Raw genomic sequence first — 16,235 nt, 5'->3', positions numbered from 1 at the left:
CGGGGCACCCGGATATGGAGCCTGGGTCATGCCCAGGGTCTTTTTCTGAAGTGCCAAGAAAGCGGGCGGCCCGCATGCAAACGGGCGACCCCTTGCGGAGCCGCCCGTCGCATCGGTCATTCGACTCAGCTGGCCAGGTTACTGGCCGGGCTTGTTCTTGATCGCTTCCTCGATCTCCCGCTTCACGGCATCCAGATTGAAGGAGGCTGGATCCTGCATCGGCGGGTAGTCGATCGCGGTCTTGGCCAGGTTCGCGACTTCCTGCTGAACCGTGACGAAACGCCAGAACTCACGCGCATAGAAGTCATTCATGTAGCCTCCGCCGAGGTCGTTCAAGGTTTGACCGCTGATCGACGGAGTCCGTTCGAAGGGATCTTGGCGGATATTGACCATGGTGGGCATGTCGGTCGTGACCTTCGCACCAGGCCATCCCTCGGGCTGCTGGTAGAACTGGAACTTGAAGTTGTCGACGCGAATGGCCCCCAAATGTGGGCCGCCGAAGTAGAAGAACTCGTGACGCGCGCTGGGCGCCTTGCCTTCCAGCAGATCGAGCTGGTTATAACCGTCCAGATGGTTCTTGTAAGTCCGGTCGCCCAACTGCAGGCCCTTCAAGAGCTCGTCGGTGACGTTCGGGTTACCGGCCGCAGCGGTGAGGGTGGGGAACCAGTCCAAGGCCGAAAAGATGCCGTTCTCGACTGTGCCGGGCTTGATCTTGCCCGGCCAGCTGATGATCGCGGGCGCCCGGAAGCCGCCTTCCATGACGGTGCCCTTGGTGCCTTCAAAGGGTGTCATGCCGCCATCGGGCCAGGTGAAGACTTCAGCGCCGTTGTCGGTCGTGAAGATGATGATGGTGTTGTCGAGCTCGCCCATGTCCTTGACGTGCTGGATGAGCGCGCCGACGTTGTCATCGAGTTGCGCCATCCCCGCTTCCTCGAGACCGTAGTTGGTCTCGCTGTTCATCATCGCCTGATACTTCGGCGACAGGAAGGTCCAGACATGCATGCGCGTCGTGTTATGCCAGACGAAGAACGGCTTTCCGTCGGCCTTGGCCTTGTCCATGAAATCTGACGAGGCTTTGACCAGCACTTCGTCGAAGGTCGTCATGTCGTACTTAGCCTTCGGCGTGATGTCGTGCATGTTGGGCACATTCGACATGTCGGGGTAGGGAGCGAGCGGACCTTCGTCGACGATCTTCTGCTTGCCGACCCGACCCCAGCGCGGCATTTCCGTCGGGTCGTCGGTATCCGTCGCCCAGCTGTGGATCAGATCGCGAGGGCCGACCTGGTCGCGATAAGCCTGATCGTTCGGGAACGAGTACCAGTAGGGATCCGACATCGCGTCGAGGTGATAGAGATACCCGAAGAACTCATCGAAGCCATGGAGCGTCGGCAGGTATTTGTTGAGATCGCCGAGATGATTCTTGCCGAACTGACCCGTAGCGTAGCCCTGAGCCTTGAGAGCCAGAGCGAGTGTCGCGGCCTGGTCGGGCATGCCGACGTCTGCGCCCGCCTGACCGACTGTCGTCAAGCCGGTCCGCAACGGGATCTCGCCGGTGATGAAGCTCGCGCGGCCCGCCGTGCAGCTGGCTTCGGCATAATAGTCGGTGAACATCATCCCATTGGCGGCGAGCTGATCGAGATTCGGCGTCTTCCCGGACATGATGCCCCGGTGATAGGCGCCGATGTTGAACCAGCCGACATCGTCACCCATGATGACGAGGATGTTGGGCTTTTGGTCCGCCGCATGGGATGGCGCGAGAGCCGCCATGCAGACAAGTGCTGTCATGCCGATCATCACAAGGCCCCGGCGAACACGGGAGAGGTGGCGCCAGGGAGGAATCATCCGAGGTATCGTCATCTTGCTGCCTCTTTCTTTCAGGTGCTGCGCCTGATAGCAGCTGTAGAGGTTTTGATTCTGCCAGATGCTTTGCAGGCTGCCGGCGGGGCATCGCCAACGATTGCCGGTGCGGTCGCACCATCGAGCACGGCACAAAGCCGGCGAAAGCCGTTGGGAAGTCGTTCCCACCCAGGATCGGTCGGCGGCGGCCTTCGGTCTTGTCATTTTACGCCATCGCCCAAATGTCACGCGGCCCGGGGTCGGTCCCGGACGAAGGATCGGCGAATGCAAGACGCTGAAACGCCGACGGGCACCCTCGTGAGAGGGTGCCCGCTTGCATTTGAGGCCATTACAGCCGGTTAGTCGGTCGGATGGGCCTTCAGCGCCTCCATTTTCTTATTCAGCTCTTCCTTCAAGGCTTCCAGATTGAAGCTCGCGCCCGCCTGCATCGGCGGGAAGTCCAGGAAGGTCTGGGCATAGCTCGCAATTTCCTGCTGGGCGAATGTGAAACGCCAGAACTGATAGACGAACCAATTATAGAACGCCAAGGACCCGGTGAGGCCAGTCCGCTCCAGCGGATCGATCCGGAGATTCGTGATGATTGGCCAATCAACCTTGACCGTACCGCCGAGCCAGCCGTTCGGCTGGTCGATGAAGCGGTATTTGTAATCATCGATCCGGACGGCGCCGAGGGTCGTTTCGGCGAAGTAGAACACTTCATGTCGCGCCGAGGGCCCCTGGGCGGTGATCATGGCCGTCTGGTCGTAGCCGTCCAGATGCACCTTGTAGGTGGTGTCGCCGAGCTTTTTCCCCTGCCGCAGTTCTTCCGCGATATTGGGGTCGCCCGCGGCTGCGAGGAATGTCGGGAACCAGTCGAGACCGGAAATGATGCCGTTCTCGATCTTGTTCGCCGGCACTTTCCCCGGCCAACGAATGATGGCCGGCACTCGCATGCCGCCCTCCATCACGGTTCCTTTGCCACCGGCAAAGGGAGTCTGCCCACCGTCGGGCCAGGTGAAGTTCTCGGCGCCGTTGTCGGTGCTGAAGACGACAATGGTATTGTCTTCGAGATTGTTGTCCTTCAGGTACTTCATGACCGAGCCGACGATGTCGTCGAGCTGGGCCATGCCGGCTTCTTCCTCGCTCCAGCCATTCTCCGACGTGCGCATCGCCTCATACTTGTCGGAAAGATGCGTGACGACATGCATGCGTGTCGGATTGAGCCACATGAAGAAGGGCTTGTTGTCGCCCCGCGCCTTGTCGGCAAACTTCAGGGCCTTGTCGAGGATCTCGTCGTCGACCGTTTTCATGCGCTCCGGATAGAGCGTACCGGCGTCCTCGATCTTCTGCATGCCGATCTTGCCCCAACGCGGATCGACGGTCGGATCGTCCACGTTGGTCGCCCAGGAATGCACCATATTGCGCGGGCCGACCTTGTCGATCAGGTCTTGCGGATAGTTCGGGTGCGAGGGATCTTCCATCGCGTCCAGGTGATAGAGATAGCCGAAGAACTCATCGAAACCATGGACGGTCGGCAGGAACTTGTTGAGGTCGCCGAGATGGTTCTTGCCGAACTGCCCCGTTTCATAACCCTGCGCCTTCAGGGCGGTCGCAATCGTGGGCGCCTCGGCCGGCATGCCGAGGGGCGAGCCCGCTTGGCCGACCGTGGTCAGGCCGGTTCGGATCGGAAGCTCGCCGGTGATGAAGTTGGCGCGGCCCGCGGTGCAGCTAGGCTCGGCGTAGTAGTCCGTGAAGCGCATACCTTGGGAGGCCAACTGATCGAGGTTGGGAGTCCGGCCGGCCATGATGCCCTGGTTATAGACACCGATGTTGAACCAGCCCACATCGTCTCCCATGATGAAGATGATGTTGGGTTTCTGGTCTGCCGCATGCGCCGGCATCATCGCCGCCACGCCGACCAGTGCTGTCATGCAGATCGTCGCGAGGCCTCGGCGGAGGCGTGATAGACGATGCCAAGCGGGAGCGTTTTGAGGTGTCGTCATCGTACTGCCCTCTTTCTACTAAGGCTGCGGTCGGTTGCAGCCATTTTTGTTCCGATTCAACCGAAGCTACGGATAACTGCGCTGGGGGTCTCGCGATTGATCGCCGGGGCTGCTTGCAGATCGAGCGTGCCGAGCAGATCGGCTTCCGGTATGGCCTCCCGGTGTGGGTGGCAGAAGTTCGTGCGCTGGAGAGCCAGCCAGACGGACCATTCAATGCTCTGGCCTGCGGGCTTGGAGGTTTCCGCACCCTCGGAGGAAAGCTGCTCCTGCGATCGGCGGCGCCCAGTCGGCCAACAGGCCGCGAACGTTGCACTATTTGAGCATCAGGCAGCGGCCGGCATCGGTCTGGTCATTTGGCGCCATTTTCCAACTGTCACACGAGAAATGCGCGACCCGGGTCGAGGCGATTGATGGCGGAAGCGTAATCTCTCGCCGCTATTGGCCGGTGAGCGAGCCGAGCAGCGCCTGTGCGTCCCGATTGCCGGGCGCAATCTCCACCAACTGTCTGGCGAAGCCGAGGGCCGCCTCACGGTCGCCAGCGTCCCGCGAGATGGTGACCAGCGCGTACAGCACCTCGAAGCTCGAAGGATTCTGTTGATGGGCCCGCTTCAGGGCCGCGAGCGCGTCGGCGGTCTTTCCCGAGGAATTGAGCGCGACGGCATAGACATAGGCATAGTGTCCGTTGTCCGGCGCCAGCTCGCTGGCCTTCTGAAGATGGGTCAAGGCGTCCGGCAATTGGCCTTGCCGTGCCGCCAGCAGACCCAGCGATTCATGGGCGGCGGCATCCTGGGGGTCGATGGCGATGGCCTGTTGCAGGAGCGGCCCTGCCTCTGCGTCCCGATGAAGCTGACGATACAAGTCAGCAAGGTTTACCAATGCAGGCGTGAAGTGCGGATCCAGGAGAAGCGCCTGACGATAAGCGGTTTCCGCCTCCGCGAACTCTCCGCTCTGGGCATAGAAGGCGCCGAGGGAGATATGAGCCTCGGGGCGGTCGGCGGAGGCCATCTCTCCTGCGATCAGATCGCCGCGGGCGCGATCGAGGTCGACTTTCTGTTCGGGCGTGAAAGCCGCGGCCGGAACCGACGCCAGGGAGCGCGCCGCGGCGATCCGCACGGCATGGACCTTGTCGGAAAGAAGCGGGGTCACGAGCGGCAGCCTGTCTCGCACGGAGAAGGGGTCGAGCGCGTCGACGGCCGCCGCCCGGACCAGCGGGTCTTCGTCCTGCAGGGCACCGAGATACGCCGTCGCCATCTCCGGCGTGATGCTGCCGGCGAACGGTGTCAGCAGCGAAATCGCGGTGGCTCGAACGATGGCCGGCTTGCTTTGATCGATTGCCAGGGCGGCAAGCTCCGACCGAGCCCCGGGCAAGCCCTTGCGCCCGGCGTCGATGACGGAGCCATAGGTCGTCTCCAGGCGGCGACCGGCCCCATACCATTGGGCAACCGCATCCGCCGCCCATTGTGCCGATCGGTCGGTGTGGCAGCTGTTGCAGGCGTTTGGCGTGCCCAGTGTGACCGACAGATCCGGCCGCGGGATGCGGATCGAGTGATCGCGCCTCGGGTCAACCATCATGTAGGTTCTGGTCGGCATATGGCAGTTGACGCACTGGCTTCCGGCGGAGGCTGCGGGATGGTGGGTGTGCAGCTCGGTATCGAACTTGGCGGGCAGATGGCATTGGCCGCAGACCTGATTGCCGGGTGCGCGCAGCTGCAGGCTGTGCGGATCGTGGCAGTCCGAGCACAGGACTCCCTTCTGACCCATCACGCTCTGAAGGAAGGAGCCATACTCATAGACTTCGCCGAGGATCTGGCCGTCCGAGTGGTAAAGATCCGCGGTGAGGAGGGAAGGCTGCTCGCTGTCGAGGAGGGGTTGCCCGTAGGAGAATTGTGGTGCGATCTCGTACCGGCGGGAGTGGCAGCGGGCACAGGTGTCGATCTGCAGACTGATGGGCGGTGGCCCCGATCGCACCGGCATGCCGGAATCCGCGTTGATTTCCCAATGGCCGCCGCCCTGGTCGCGCAAGGGAACGAGCAATCCCTTCAGATCTCCATAGCTCGCATCCGTCACTGCGCCCGAGGCTTTCGCCTCGGCCCAGGCGACATGGCGCGATCCGGGCCCGTGGCAGGCTTCGCAGGCGACGTTGATATCCGCCCAACTGGTCCTGTAGCTGTTCGTGGTCAGATCGAAGTTCTTGCGCAGATCCGTCGAGTGGCAATCCGCGCACATATAGTTCCAGGTCTGGTTCAACCCGGTCCAATGCAGCGGGTCGCCGGCCTTGATCTCCTGGTCGGGATAGAGGTGGAACCAGCGCTGACCACCTTGCTCCGAGGGCCTGCTGTCCCACGCGATGCCAAGCGCCTGGTAGCGGCCGCCGGGAAAGGCGATGAGATATTGCTGGAGCGGGTAGACGCCGAAGGTATAGGCGATCTGGTAATCCTGGAGTGAACCGTCCGGGCCGTCGGTGCGGACGTGGAACTTGCCGTCCTTCTTGAAGAACCTGCTGGTGACGCCGTAGTGGGTCAATGTCGCGTCGTTGAAGTCGCCGAGCACGGAGGTCTCGTCGGCGACGGCCATGGCCTTCTCATGGTGCGATTGCTCCCACAGCGCGGTCTCCGGCGCATGGCAGCTCGCGCATACCTTCGCGCCGACGAAGCTGGCAGGGGCATCCGCCTGCGCCTTTGCGGCCAGGGGTGACAGGACGCAGAGGGCGGAGACGATGATGGTCGCAAAGGCGTTGCGGCGCGGAACTGAGATCATGGCGCCGACAAGATAGCAGAGGATCCTCATCCTCGGGCGGCGCACCTGACGGGGCAGCGACAGATCAGTTCGTCCGCGCCCTCCGCATGTCGTCCGTTCCACTTTCTGTGCTCGGCCTGCGCGCCGCTGTCAAATCTTGTCAGAACCGGATGATGGTGCCGACGATCGGACCGTGGATCGTCATATCCCATTTGAAATCATGGGTGCCGTTGCCATCCTTGTAGTCCTGGTAGAGCGCCTTGTATCCGGCGGCCGTGGTGGCATCCAACCCGAACAGCTTGTAGCTGTATCCGATCAGACCGATCGCCGACCACGTCATTTCCGATCCGGCGCCGAAGCCGCCGATGTCTCCGCCGAGAATGAATTGAAGGCGCTCGGTAAGATTGAGGGTGGCGCGGGCGCCGACTAGCGGATCCACCCAAGCCTTGTCGCCGCCATCGTCCCGCTTCAAGCCCGCGACGCTGATGTTGTTTGAGATCGTCAGGCTTGTGTAGCGCGCGCCCGCATAGGTCTCGAGAACGAGCCGTGTCTCGCCTCCGCCGAACGCGTCGGTGGTGTTTCCGAGGTCCCAATTGCCAACGCGATAGAGGACGCCGCCTTCGAGAATGCCCATCTCGACGGTCGTATCGATGTTGATGGCCTCGACGGGGTTCGTCCTGGCGCCCATGCGCGTGTAAACGCCGTCGAGATAGAGGCCCCAGTCTCCCTTGTGCGCCTCACCATGCCCCTCGAACCCGATGATCGAGTCCGTATCTTCCAGAATATCCAGGAAGCTGGCATCGACGGTCGCCCTGTGGCCTCTGACGGTGACGTCGCCGTTCAGGGAGGTTGCCCAGAGATAGGGAGCCACGCTGAACTGCCATTGATCGGCTGCGGGCTCCTCGGCCCTGGCGGAAGCGGCGACGCCCCAAAGGGCGAGCCCGAGGAAGACCACTGCCAGTCGCATCGTCGATGTCATGCGTCCAGGCTCCCAGGCCGCTAACTCGTTGATTGCCGTGAAACTATCTATGAAAGGTTGGCAGGCGACGGTCTTGTCATTTGGCGCCAGCGCGCGTGGCTGATTGTCCAGCCAATCCTTGGCCAGACTGTAGTTCTTCTAGAATGGCGCTCAGTATTATTCCCTAGTCCAACCGAATGACTTGATGCCTGCGATGGAGATTCATGAAATTTCGTCTTGAGAGCGCTCGAGGCTCGACGAAAGCGACGACAGGCCAGCCAAGTATCTCTATATTCCTACGGGACACAGCGGCGCGGTGTCGTGCTGGCGACCACGGTCCTCTCAACAAGGACGAGCCTTGGGGACCGTCGCGATTGACGTGGCGGAAGGCTGTTGCTCAACAGAAAGGCCCGATAGCGATCGGGCTCTGGAGCGAGACGCTCCCGAGCCACATGCTTTGATTGTGACCGATCGATGGATTGAATGCGGTGTGTTTGGGGGGAGATTGCGTCTTGTCGTCGAATATGAATCGACGCGAAGGTCTGACGGGGAACAGGTCGTTGCGTCATGACTTCGAGATCGAGCAACGGCTGAAGAACTCGTATCCGCTGCAGGCGGTTGCGCATGCCGATCGGGTCGGCGGCAAGGCGCCCATTCCGATCGTTCAAGCGCGCACTCTCGAGCGGCTGGCCGAGTGCCTGAAAGGGACGGATCTGAAGTTCGACGAGCTCTGCGCCCATGTCGGCATGCCGGACGTCCGACTGGACCGCGACGATGCCTTCGTACCGCTCCGCGAAGCGCTGATGGTCGAGGAGGAAATCTCCAAGGCGACGGGCGACACTCTTCTGGGGTTGCATCTGGCGGAGCGATCGGGTCTCGGCGCGCTGGGCCGTCATGGCCGCTATATCAGTGCGGCGCCAACTCTCGGCGAGGCCATCAACCGGGCCATCAGCCATGTGAGCGACCATATCATCGGCGCAAGGCTGCGCATGATGCGCGCCGGACCGAATGTGCTCTGGTGCTACGAATTGACGCCCAGCGTGACGGTCGGGCGTCGGCACTCCAATTTGTTCTCGCTGGTGCTGATGCGGGATGTCATTCGTCTGGCTGCTGGCAAGGCCTGGATGCCGGACGAGATTCTTCTTGAGGGTCCGCCGCTGCACGATCGCCAGGATCTAGTGCGGGCCTTTGGCTGCCCCATCGGCTGGAATGCGCCGGTGACCGCTCTGGCATTTCCTCGGCAGCTCCTGGCTCGGCCGCTTCTGCAACGCGCCGAACTGCAGGGTGAGATCGCACCCGGCATGGGCGGGAGCGCGTTGCAGCGCCATCCTTCCGAGTTCATCCATTCGCTCAAATGCCTGGTGAGGTCGCTTCTGCCCGTGGGGCCTCTCGATCTTTCGCTGCTCACCCGCCTGAGCGGTCTTCCGGCGCGGAGTCTTCAGCGGGAGTTGGGTGCGCTTGGCCTCAGCTTTTCTGCCCTTCTCGATCAAGGACGCCTCGAATTGGCGCTCGAACTCATGCGCAATCCAAACCACAGCCTCATCGATGTGGGCCTCGAACTGGGCTATTCTGACCCTGCCAATTTCACGCGGGCCTTCAAGCGCTGGACGGGCGTGGCGCCCGGTGTCTACCGCCGCGTCGCACTCAAGGTTTCGGAGAAGACCGAATCCGCAAGACCTGCGGCGGCTGCGGAATGACGGCGGGTCGTTATGTCCGGGCGCATCGAACCCTGAGTTGGTGAAATGGGTATCGGCGACGTCGGCAGCTGGACCGCGGATTGGCTCTGGGCGGTGCCGCTGATCCTGGTCGTCGTCGCTATTCACATCGTCGGACTGATCCTCATCGACAGAAAAGTGGTCGTCGTCCTGGTTCATGCCTCGGCGCGTCATCGTTCCCTGTCCTGGTTCGTCGTCGTCATGGGGATCACGGCGATACTGGTGACGATCCTGCATGGGATCGAGGGAATGGTATGGGCCTTGGCCTACCACGCCCTGGGGGCCATATCGGACAGAGGGGCGGCGATGCTCTATTCGATCAGTGCCATGACCAGCTACGGCCATGCCGGTGTCTTTCTCGAGGCCCACTGGCAGATGCTGGGTGCGCTCGAGGCCCTCAACGGCATGATGATGTTCGGGATAACGACAGCCTTCCTTTTCAGCATCATGCAGAAGCTGCGGATGTTCGCTCCCACCTGAGCGGCGCCAATGCCGAGAGCCTCCGCGAGCGCCGAGGCCCGGAACACCGACCGACCATCCGTATCCATGACGCCCATCGAAGGGCAACCGGAGAGGCCGCTATGAAGAACAAGAGAACGAACTTTGCCCGCGCAGCGATCGTCGCGGTCGGCATCGCGCTGCTGACGACAGCCTGCTCGACGACGAAGGAGACCGCGGACTTCAAGCTGGCGCCGGGCTTCCTGCCGAAGCCGGACCTTCTGAAGCGCGGCGGGCCGGGAGAGTACGCGTACATCTACGACAACACCGCGGTCAGCCAGGCCGGCTACAACAAGGTCATCCTCGAGCCTGTCATGATCTGGACGACACCGAACTCGACGCTCGATCGCGTGTCGGCGGAAAAGCGCCAGGCGCTGGCCAACGACTTCTACGGCAATCTCTACGAGAAGCTCTCGACACATTGCCAGATGGTCAACATTCCGACACCGGGCGCCATCAAGATTCGCGTGGCGCTGGTGGATGCCGAGCAATCCGATCCGCTCGCCAATACGATCTCGACCTATGTGCCCCAGGCCCATGTGCTGAATTCGCTCACGGCCTTCGCCTTCGACGACGGGATCGGCGCTTTCGCGGGTACGGCGACCGCCGAGAGCTATGCGTCGGACGCCACCGGAGGGCCGAAGACGGGCACGCTGTTATGGGAAGCCGCGGACAGACGCGGCGGGGCCAATCAGATCGGCACCAACACATTGAACTCTTGGGGCGATGTGCGGGAGGCCTTCCAGGCCTGGTCCGAGCAGGCGGCGCAAGGCCTGGTGAAGCGTGGTATCTGCTACCAGTAGGCGCCCGCTCAGGCGGGCTCGGCGCCCTCGAGCACCAGCAGGTCCTCGCGCCCGAACTGCACGGAGACAGGCTGGCCACGCTCGGGCGGCGGGGCGCTCGGGCTGTTGAAGGTATCGAGCGAGATGGCGTGTTCCTTGAAACGGACGCGGATGCGCACCACCGAGCCGAGGAAATGCACCTCCTCGATCGCGCCCCGCATCTGATTGCGCGTGGTGGCGGCTCCGTTGCCGAGCGTCACGGCTTCCGGACGTAGCGCCACGGACCGGATCTGGCCGGGCTGCGACGCGGCTATCGGCTTGCCAGTCGCGACCTGTTGCCCATCGATCTCGATCCGCCCGGTGGCGCCGTCGATCACCTTGCCACGCATGATGTTCAAGGTGCCGACGAAGGAGGCGACGAAGCGGGTACGGGGGTAGTTGTAGATTTCGAAGGGCGCGCCGACCTGCTCCATGCGGCCTTCGTTCATGACCACGATTCGGTCGGACATCGACAGCGCTTCTTCCTGGTCGTGCGTCACATAGATGGTAGTGATACCGAGCTTGCGCTGCACATTGCGGATCTCCTCGCGCAGCGAGACGCGGATCTTGGCGTCGAGCGCGGAAAGCGGCTCGTCGAGCAGCAGCACCTGCGGTTTGATGGCCAGGGCGCGAGCCAGCGCCACGCGCTGTTGCTGTCCGCCCGAGAGCTGATAGGGATACCGGCTGCCCATCTGCGGCAGCTTGATCAGCGCCAGCATCTCCGCGACGCGGTCCTTGATCTCCGCCGCGGGGCGCTTGGCGACCTTGAGGCCGAAGGCGACATTTTCGGCCACCGTCATGTTCGGGAACAGGGCATAGGCCTGGAACACCATCCCGACATTCCGCTGGTTCGGCCGAAGGTTCGTGACGTCCCTTCCGTTGATCTCGATCGTGCCGGCGGTGGGAATTTCGAAGCCGGCGACCATGCGCAATGTGGTGGTCTTCCCGCAACCGCTGGGCCCGAGGAAGGACACGAACTCGCCCTGGTCGATCGCGAGATTGAAGTTCTCGACGACGTTGTTGGCGCCATAGGCCTTGCGCAGGTTCTTGATATCGAGAAAAGCCATTCTCGTCTCCGTTGAGGTCGAGGTCCCGCGTCAGCGCTTGGCCGTCTGCGGTCCCCGTCCGAAAAGATTGATCAGGCCCATGCAGGCCCAGGTCACGATGAAAGCGATGATCGCCAGGGCCGAAGGCTCGTAGGCGCGGTTGGCGCCAATGAGCTGCAAATAGGGGCCGAAGGCGGGGCGGTCCAGGAGACTCGCCATGGTGAATTCGCCGATCACGATGGCGAAGGTCAGGAAGGCGCCGCTCAGAATCGCGACCTTCACGTTCGGGAAGATTACCCTGAACATGATGGTGATCCAGCTGGCGCCGAGATTCTCGGCAGCCTCGGTCAGCGTGCGAACGTCGATCGCCCGCAACCCGGTATCGACCGCCCGGTACATGTAGGGCAGGGCCAGGACGACATAGCTGAAGGTGAGGAGGAGGTCGCTGGTGCGCGTGGTGGCGGTGAGCGGGATCCAGGAGGAGCTGTTATAGAGCCGCAGGTAGCCGAACACGATCACGATGGCGGGAATCACCAGCGGCAACAGGGTGATGAACTCGACGATCGGCCGGAGCTTTGGCAGGCGCAGCCGGATGAAATAGGCCGTCGGCACGATCAGCAGCGCACCGACGATGATGGTCGCGATCGCCTGAACGGTCGAATAGAGGAAGCTCTCCTGAAAGCGCGGATCTCCCAGCACGATCTCGTACGCTTCGAAGCTGTATTCGCCGCGGCGCAGGCGCAGGGAGAACTCGAAGGTCGCGATCAGAGGGACGACGAAATAGACGGTGCCGATGGCGATGGCGAGCCACGGACCGATGCGCGACTGCTTCATCGCATCCACCGTTCGCTGCGGCCCCGAAGCCAGATATAGGCGGCGTTCGAAAGACCGGTGATGAGGATCATGCCGAGCGCCAGGGCATAGCCCAGATTCTGGTTATGCAGCACGTCGCCGCGGATCTGCGCGTAGAGCAGGATGGTCACGATGTTGAGCGAGCTCCCGGTCAGGCCATAGGCGGTGGCGATGGCGCCGAAGGCGTTGGCGAACAGCAGGATGGTGGTGCCGAGCAGGCTGGGCCAGAGCACCGGCAGGGCGACATACCGCCAATAGTGGAACGAGTTCGCACCCAGGATCTGCGAGGCTTCGCGCCATTCGCGCTTCAGCCCATCCAGGGCCGGCGCGAGGATCAGCACCATGAGCGGGATCTGGAAATAGAGATAGGTGAGCGCCAGGCCCCAGAAGCTCAGCAGGTTGAAACCGGTGCTGTAGATGTTGAAGTCGAAGTACTTGATCAGCAACACGGTCACGAGGCCGGTTCGGCCGAGCGTCGCCAGGAAGGCGAAGGCGAGGGGCAGGCCCGCGAAATTCGATGCGACGCCGCAGAACGTCATCAGCGTCGGCCGCAGCCAGCTCGGCAGGCCGCCCATCACGCCGGCATAGGCCAGGAAGAAACCGATGACGGCACCGCCGAGCGCCGAGGCGAGGCTGACTTTGATGCTGATCCAATAGGCGCTCAGGATCGAGGGCTGGAACAGATCGACGAGGTTGTTGAAGGTGAAGTTGCCGTCGCCATCCCTGAAGGCGCCGACGATCAGATACATCGTCGGGAGAATCAGGAACATGAGCGCGAAGATCAGGAACGGCGTGACGCCGATCAGCGCCCATCCGGTCTGACCGAGACGGAGCCGCGCGGCCGCGCGATGGGGTTCGATTTGTACTTGCTGCGCCATGGGGCCTGCTGGACGAACCCGTCCTCGCCGAGGAGGTTCGGGGAAATGCACGAGTCTCGATTGGGATCGGAAACCCGCGCCGCATGCGAGTACGGCGCGGGCCCGATCTAATATTCAGCCGTCAGAGTATCAGATTATTGGACATTCGCACCAACGATGCTGTCCCATTGCTTGGTGATGATCTCTTTCGAAGCGCCCTGCTGCTCGAGCGTCGGGAAGAGAGCCTTCTCGTAGTTCTCGGCCGGGGGCAGCTTGGCCAGCACGTCCGCAGGGACCTTCTTATGATCGACCAGATCCTGGAACCGGATCGGATGGCAATAGCCCCTGAGCCAATCGAGCTGGCTCTCGTCGGAATAGAGATGCTCCATCCAAAGCTTGGCGGCGTTCGGATGCGGCGCATAAGCGCTGATGGCCTGCACATAGACGCCGGCGACGACGCCGGTCTTCGGCACCACGATCTCGATCTTGGGATTGCCCTTGAGCGTGTCGCGATCGGCCAGCGCCAGATAGTCCCAGCGAATGACGATCGGGGTCGTGCCCTGAGCGATGGAGGCCGCGCTGCCGCCGACGGGGACGAAATTGCCCTTCTTGTAGAGATCGGCGAAGTACTTCAGGCCCGCATTCGCAGCGTCGTCGATCTTGCCGCCGGAGGAGGAAAGGCCGGCTGCGAAAATGCTCTGGATCGATTCGTTCGACGTCCGAGGGTCGCCGCTCAACGCGACCTGGTTCTTGTATTCCGGCAACAGGAGGTCGGCCCAATCGGCGGGCATCTTCTTGACGAGGTCGGCATTGATCTCGAAGGCGAGGACGCCGTAATAGTCGCCATACCAGTATCCGTCGGCATCCTTCTGGTGCTCGGGAATGCTGGCCCAGGTCGAGACCTTATAGGGCATCAGCAATCCTTCGGCCTTCGCCGAGGGGCCGAAGGACAGACCGACATCGATCACGTCGGGTGCCTGCGGGCCGGTGTTGCCCTTGTTGGCTTTGATCGCCTCGATTTCGTCGCCCGAGCCGCCGTCGGGATTGAGCTCGTTGAGCTTCAGGAACGGATACTTCGCCTTGAACTTGTCGACCACCACGCCATAGCCGCACCAGTCATGCGGCACGGCGATAATGGTGAGGGCGCCTTCCTTCTTGGCGCCCGCGACCAGATCGTCCATCGATTCCGCGGAGGCGAGGCCGGCCAGAACCGACATGCCCAATGCGGTTGCGGAAACCAATCCCAATGTTCTAAGCCAACGACGCGCTGGCATGCGTTTCAATCCTGCATTCGCCGACATGGTCGCTCCTACCGGTTGCCGGTCCGCCGCGATGATCTTCATCTCCGCCGACCGTTGTTTGACGTTGCGATGGCGTTTGGCCTCTGCGGGCGAGCGCCGGAAAAAAGCGGTCGGCAATCGCCTCGGGGCGGAATTCGACACCGAAAATCCCATTTTCGCAAATGAAAATGGCGCGACGAACCATGAGACATGCGGGAAAGCTGGCGTGGGATCGTGAGTTGCGGCTCGCGCCGGTTCTCTGACCGCTCGGACAGAGAACCGGCGCGACGGCGGGGTTGGCCACAAACGAAACGGGCCGCATCGCCATCCCGCGTTCGGGGTGTCCGATGCGGCCCGCATGGATAAGCGCTTACTGCACGTTCGCGCCGACGACGGTATCCCACTGCTTGGTGATGACTTCCTTCGCAGCGGCCTGCTCGTCCAAGGTCGGGAACACGGCCTTGGCATAGGATTCAGCCGGCGGCAGCGCCTTTAGCAGATCGGCCGGGATCTTCTTGTTCGCGGCAAGATCGTTGAAGCGGATCGGGTGGCAATAGCCCTTGAGCCAGCCGAGTTGCCCTTCGTCGGAATAGAGATACTCCATCCAGAGCTTGGCCGCGTTCGGATGCGGGGCATAGGCACTGATCGCCTGGATGTAGACGCCCGCGACCACGCCGGTCTTCGGCACCACCACCTCGACGGCGGGGTTCCCCTTCAAGGTGTCGCGATCGGCCAGCGCGTTATAGTCCCAACGGATGATGATCGGCGTGGCGCCCTGAGCGAGCGTGCCCGCCTTGCCGATGGTCGGCACGAAGTTCCCAGCCTTGTTGAGATCGCCGAAGAACTTCAAGCCGGCTTCGGGGGCCTTCCCGGCGTTCCCGCCCGCCATGGCGAGGCCCGCGGCGTAGACGCCCTGGATCGCCTGGTTTGAAGCGCGCGGATCGCCCGCGAGCGCGATGGCGTTGGCATAGTCCTTGGAGAGGAGATCCTTCCAGTCGGCCGGCGCCTTCTTGACGATATCGGTGTTCACTTCGAAAGCGAGCACGCCGTAATAGTCGCCATACCAGAAGCCTTCCGCATCCTTGGCGCTGTCGGGGATCGTGTTCCAGGTCGAGACCTTATAGGCCTGGAGCAGGCCGTCCTTCTTCGCCTGCGGACCGAACGACAAGCCGACGTCGATGACGTCCGGCGCCTGAGGACCGGTATTGCCCTTGTTCGCCTTGATCGCCTCGATCTCGTCGCCCGAACCCGCATCCGGGTTGAGTTCATTGACGGTCAGGCCGTACTTCTTCTTGAAGCCCTCGATGACGTCGCCATAGCCGCACCAATCATGCGGCAGCGCGATCACCGTCAGCTGGCCTTCCTTCTTCGCGGCCGCGACCAGATCGTCCATCGATCCGGCGGAGGCCAAACGCACGAACGCCGTCGCCACCAGCACAGACAGCGAAACCAGCGCCATCCCTTGCATCCACTTACGCTTCATTTTTATCTCCATGATCGAAAGCCCAAAGTCAGCACCCCGCCGAGCGTCGTCGCCAAGGCCGAATTGCGCGGGGACTTCTCCCAATCCTCGCAACTCGCCCCTGTGTGGGCAGTTCGTTCGACATCAGCGAAGGCTTCGCGCCGGGCTCGT

Annotated in this window: 13 protein-coding genes; 4 read left to right on the top strand and 9 right to left on the bottom strand. The window is 62.4% G+C overall.

What is annotated here, in order from left to right:
- Positions 1-138: 138 nt before the first annotated feature.
- From FRZ44_RS14175 to FRZ44_RS14160, 4 genes are all read right to left on the bottom strand, one after another.
- On the bottom strand, positions 139-2,127 hold the full coding sequence (locus FRZ44_RS14175) for an arylsulfatase (protein WP_225308257.1): 1,989 nt from the start codon (positions 2,125-2,127) through the stop codon (positions 139-141).
- Between the two features lie 68 nt (positions 2,128-2,195).
- A complete protein-coding gene (locus FRZ44_RS14170) occupies positions 2,196-3,767 on the bottom strand; it encodes an arylsulfatase (protein ID WP_191908106.1) in 1,572 nt (523 codons plus the stop codon).
- A gap of 507 nt (positions 3,768-4,274) precedes the next feature.
- Complete coding sequence (locus FRZ44_RS14165; RefSeq protein ID WP_151177807.1) at positions 4,275-6,626, bottom strand: tetratricopeptide repeat protein; 2,352 nt, start codon at positions 6,624-6,626, stop codon at positions 4,275-4,277.
- 109 nt (positions 6,627-6,735) lie between these two features.
- A complete protein-coding gene (locus FRZ44_RS14160; RefSeq protein ID WP_151177806.1) occupies positions 6,736-7,554 on the bottom strand; it encodes a hypothetical protein in 819 nt (272 codons plus the stop codon).
- Between the two features lie 539 nt (positions 7,555-8,093).
- Here FRZ44_RS14160 and FRZ44_RS14155 point away from each other — a divergent pair.
- The 3 genes from FRZ44_RS14155 to FRZ44_RS14150 all read left to right on the top strand — a co-directional run bounded on the left by FRZ44_RS14155 (position 8,094) and on the right by FRZ44_RS14150 (position 10,549).
- Positions 8,094-9,230 carry an AraC family transcriptional regulator gene (locus FRZ44_RS14155; RefSeq protein WP_191908105.1) on the top strand — a complete coding sequence of 379 codons (1,137 nt, stop codon included), beginning with the start codon at positions 8,094-8,096 and terminating at the stop codon, positions 9,228-9,230.
- Positions 9,231-9,275: 45 nt separating this feature from the next.
- Entirely contained in the window at positions 9,276-9,728 is a 453-nt protein-coding gene (locus FRZ44_RS27040; RefSeq protein ID WP_191908104.1) for a hypothetical protein, read from the top strand.
- Between the two features lie 101 nt (positions 9,729-9,829).
- Positions 9,830-10,549, top strand: coding sequence for a DUF3313 domain-containing protein (locus tag FRZ44_RS14150; protein WP_191908103.1), 720 nt, complete (start codon positions 9,830-9,832; stop codon positions 10,547-10,549).
- Between the two features lie 8 nt (positions 10,550-10,557).
- Here the strand turns inward: FRZ44_RS14150 and FRZ44_RS14145 are convergent, their stop codons facing one another.
- From FRZ44_RS14145 to FRZ44_RS14130, 4 genes are all read right to left on the bottom strand, one after another.
- Positions 10,558-11,634, bottom strand: a complete 1,077-nt coding sequence (locus tag FRZ44_RS14145; protein ID WP_151177803.1) for an ABC transporter ATP-binding protein — start codon at positions 11,632-11,634, stop codon at positions 10,558-10,560.
- A 30-nt stretch (positions 11,635-11,664) separates the two neighbouring features.
- Entirely contained in the window at positions 11,665-12,447 is a 783-nt protein-coding gene (locus FRZ44_RS14140) for an ABC transporter permease (protein WP_151177802.1), read from the bottom strand.
- Positions 12,444-13,343 carry an ABC transporter permease gene (locus FRZ44_RS14135; protein WP_151177801.1) on the bottom strand — a complete coding sequence of 300 codons (900 nt, stop codon included), beginning with the start codon at positions 13,341-13,343 and terminating at the stop codon, positions 12,444-12,446. The genes FRZ44_RS14140 and FRZ44_RS14135 overlap by 4 nt, the downstream gene beginning before the upstream one ends.
- A gap of 134 nt (positions 13,344-13,477) precedes the next feature.
- The gene (locus FRZ44_RS14130; RefSeq protein WP_225308256.1) at positions 13,478-14,539 is read right to left on the bottom strand and encodes an ABC transporter substrate-binding protein; all 1,062 of its coding nucleotides are present in this window, start codon (positions 14,537-14,539) and stop codon (positions 13,478-13,480) included.
- Between FRZ44_RS14130 and FRZ44_RS14125 the strand changes: the two genes are divergently transcribed.
- Positions 14,538-14,840: a hypothetical protein gene (locus tag FRZ44_RS14125; RefSeq protein ID WP_191908610.1), complete on the top strand. Its 303-nt coding sequence runs from the start codon at positions 14,538-14,540 to the stop codon at positions 14,838-14,840. The two genes, FRZ44_RS14130 and FRZ44_RS14125, sit on opposite strands and share 2 nt — an antisense overlap.
- 132 nt (positions 14,841-14,972) lie before the next feature.
- Here FRZ44_RS14125 and FRZ44_RS14120 read toward each other — a convergent pair whose 3' ends face one another.
- A complete protein-coding gene (locus tag FRZ44_RS14120) occupies positions 14,973-16,085 on the bottom strand; it encodes an ABC transporter substrate-binding protein (RefSeq protein WP_191908102.1) in 1,113 nt (370 codons plus the stop codon).
- Positions 16,086-16,235: the final 150 nt, after the last annotated feature.

The organism is Hypericibacter terrae (assembly GCF_008728855.1).
In the GTDB taxonomy this organism is placed as follows: domain Bacteria; phylum Pseudomonadota; class Alphaproteobacteria; order Dongiales; family Dongiaceae; genus Hypericibacter; species Hypericibacter terrae.
This window is presented reverse-complemented; position numbering and strand designations above follow the sequence as displayed.

Excerpts from the sequence above, each read along its gene's own strand:
- FRZ44_RS14170 (WP_191908106.1), bottom strand. The coding sequence starts at position 3,767 with ATGACAGCACTGGTCGGCGTGGCGGCGATGATGCCGGCGCATGCGGCA.
- FRZ44_RS14165 (WP_151177807.1), bottom strand. The coding sequence starts at position 6,626 with ATGAGGATCCTCTGCTATCTTGTCGGCGCCATGATCTCAGTTCCGCGC.
- FRZ44_RS14160 (WP_151177806.1), bottom strand. The coding sequence starts at position 7,554 with ATGACATCGACGATGCGACTGGCAGTGGTCTTCCTCGGGCTCGCCCTT.
- FRZ44_RS27040 (WP_191908104.1), top strand. The coding sequence starts at position 9,276 with ATGGGTATCGGCGACGTCGGCAGCTGGACCGCGGATTGGCTCTGGGCG.
- FRZ44_RS14150 (WP_191908103.1), top strand. The coding sequence starts at position 9,830 with ATGAAGAACAAGAGAACGAACTTTGCCCGCGCAGCGATCGTCGCGGTC.
- FRZ44_RS14145 (WP_151177803.1), bottom strand. The coding sequence starts at position 11,634 with ATGGCTTTTCTCGATATCAAGAACCTGCGCAAGGCCTATGGCGCCAAC.
- FRZ44_RS14140 (WP_151177802.1), bottom strand. The coding sequence starts at position 12,447 with ATGAAGCAGTCGCGCATCGGTCCGTGGCTCGCCATCGCCATCGGCACC.
- FRZ44_RS14135 (WP_151177801.1), bottom strand. The coding sequence starts at position 13,343 with ATGGCGCAGCAAGTACAAATCGAACCCCATCGCGCGGCCGCGCGGCTC.
- FRZ44_RS14125 (WP_191908610.1), top strand. The coding sequence starts at position 14,538 with ATGCCCAATGCGGTTGCGGAAACCAATCCCAATGTTCTAAGCCAACGA.
- FRZ44_RS14130 (WP_225308256.1), bottom strand. The coding sequence starts at position 14,539 with ATGTCGGTTCTGGCCGGCCTCGCCTCCGCGGAATCGATGGACGATCTG.
- FRZ44_RS14120 (WP_191908102.1), bottom strand. The coding sequence starts at position 16,085 with ATGAAGCGTAAGTGGATGCAAGGGATGGCGCTGGTTTCGCTGTCTGTG.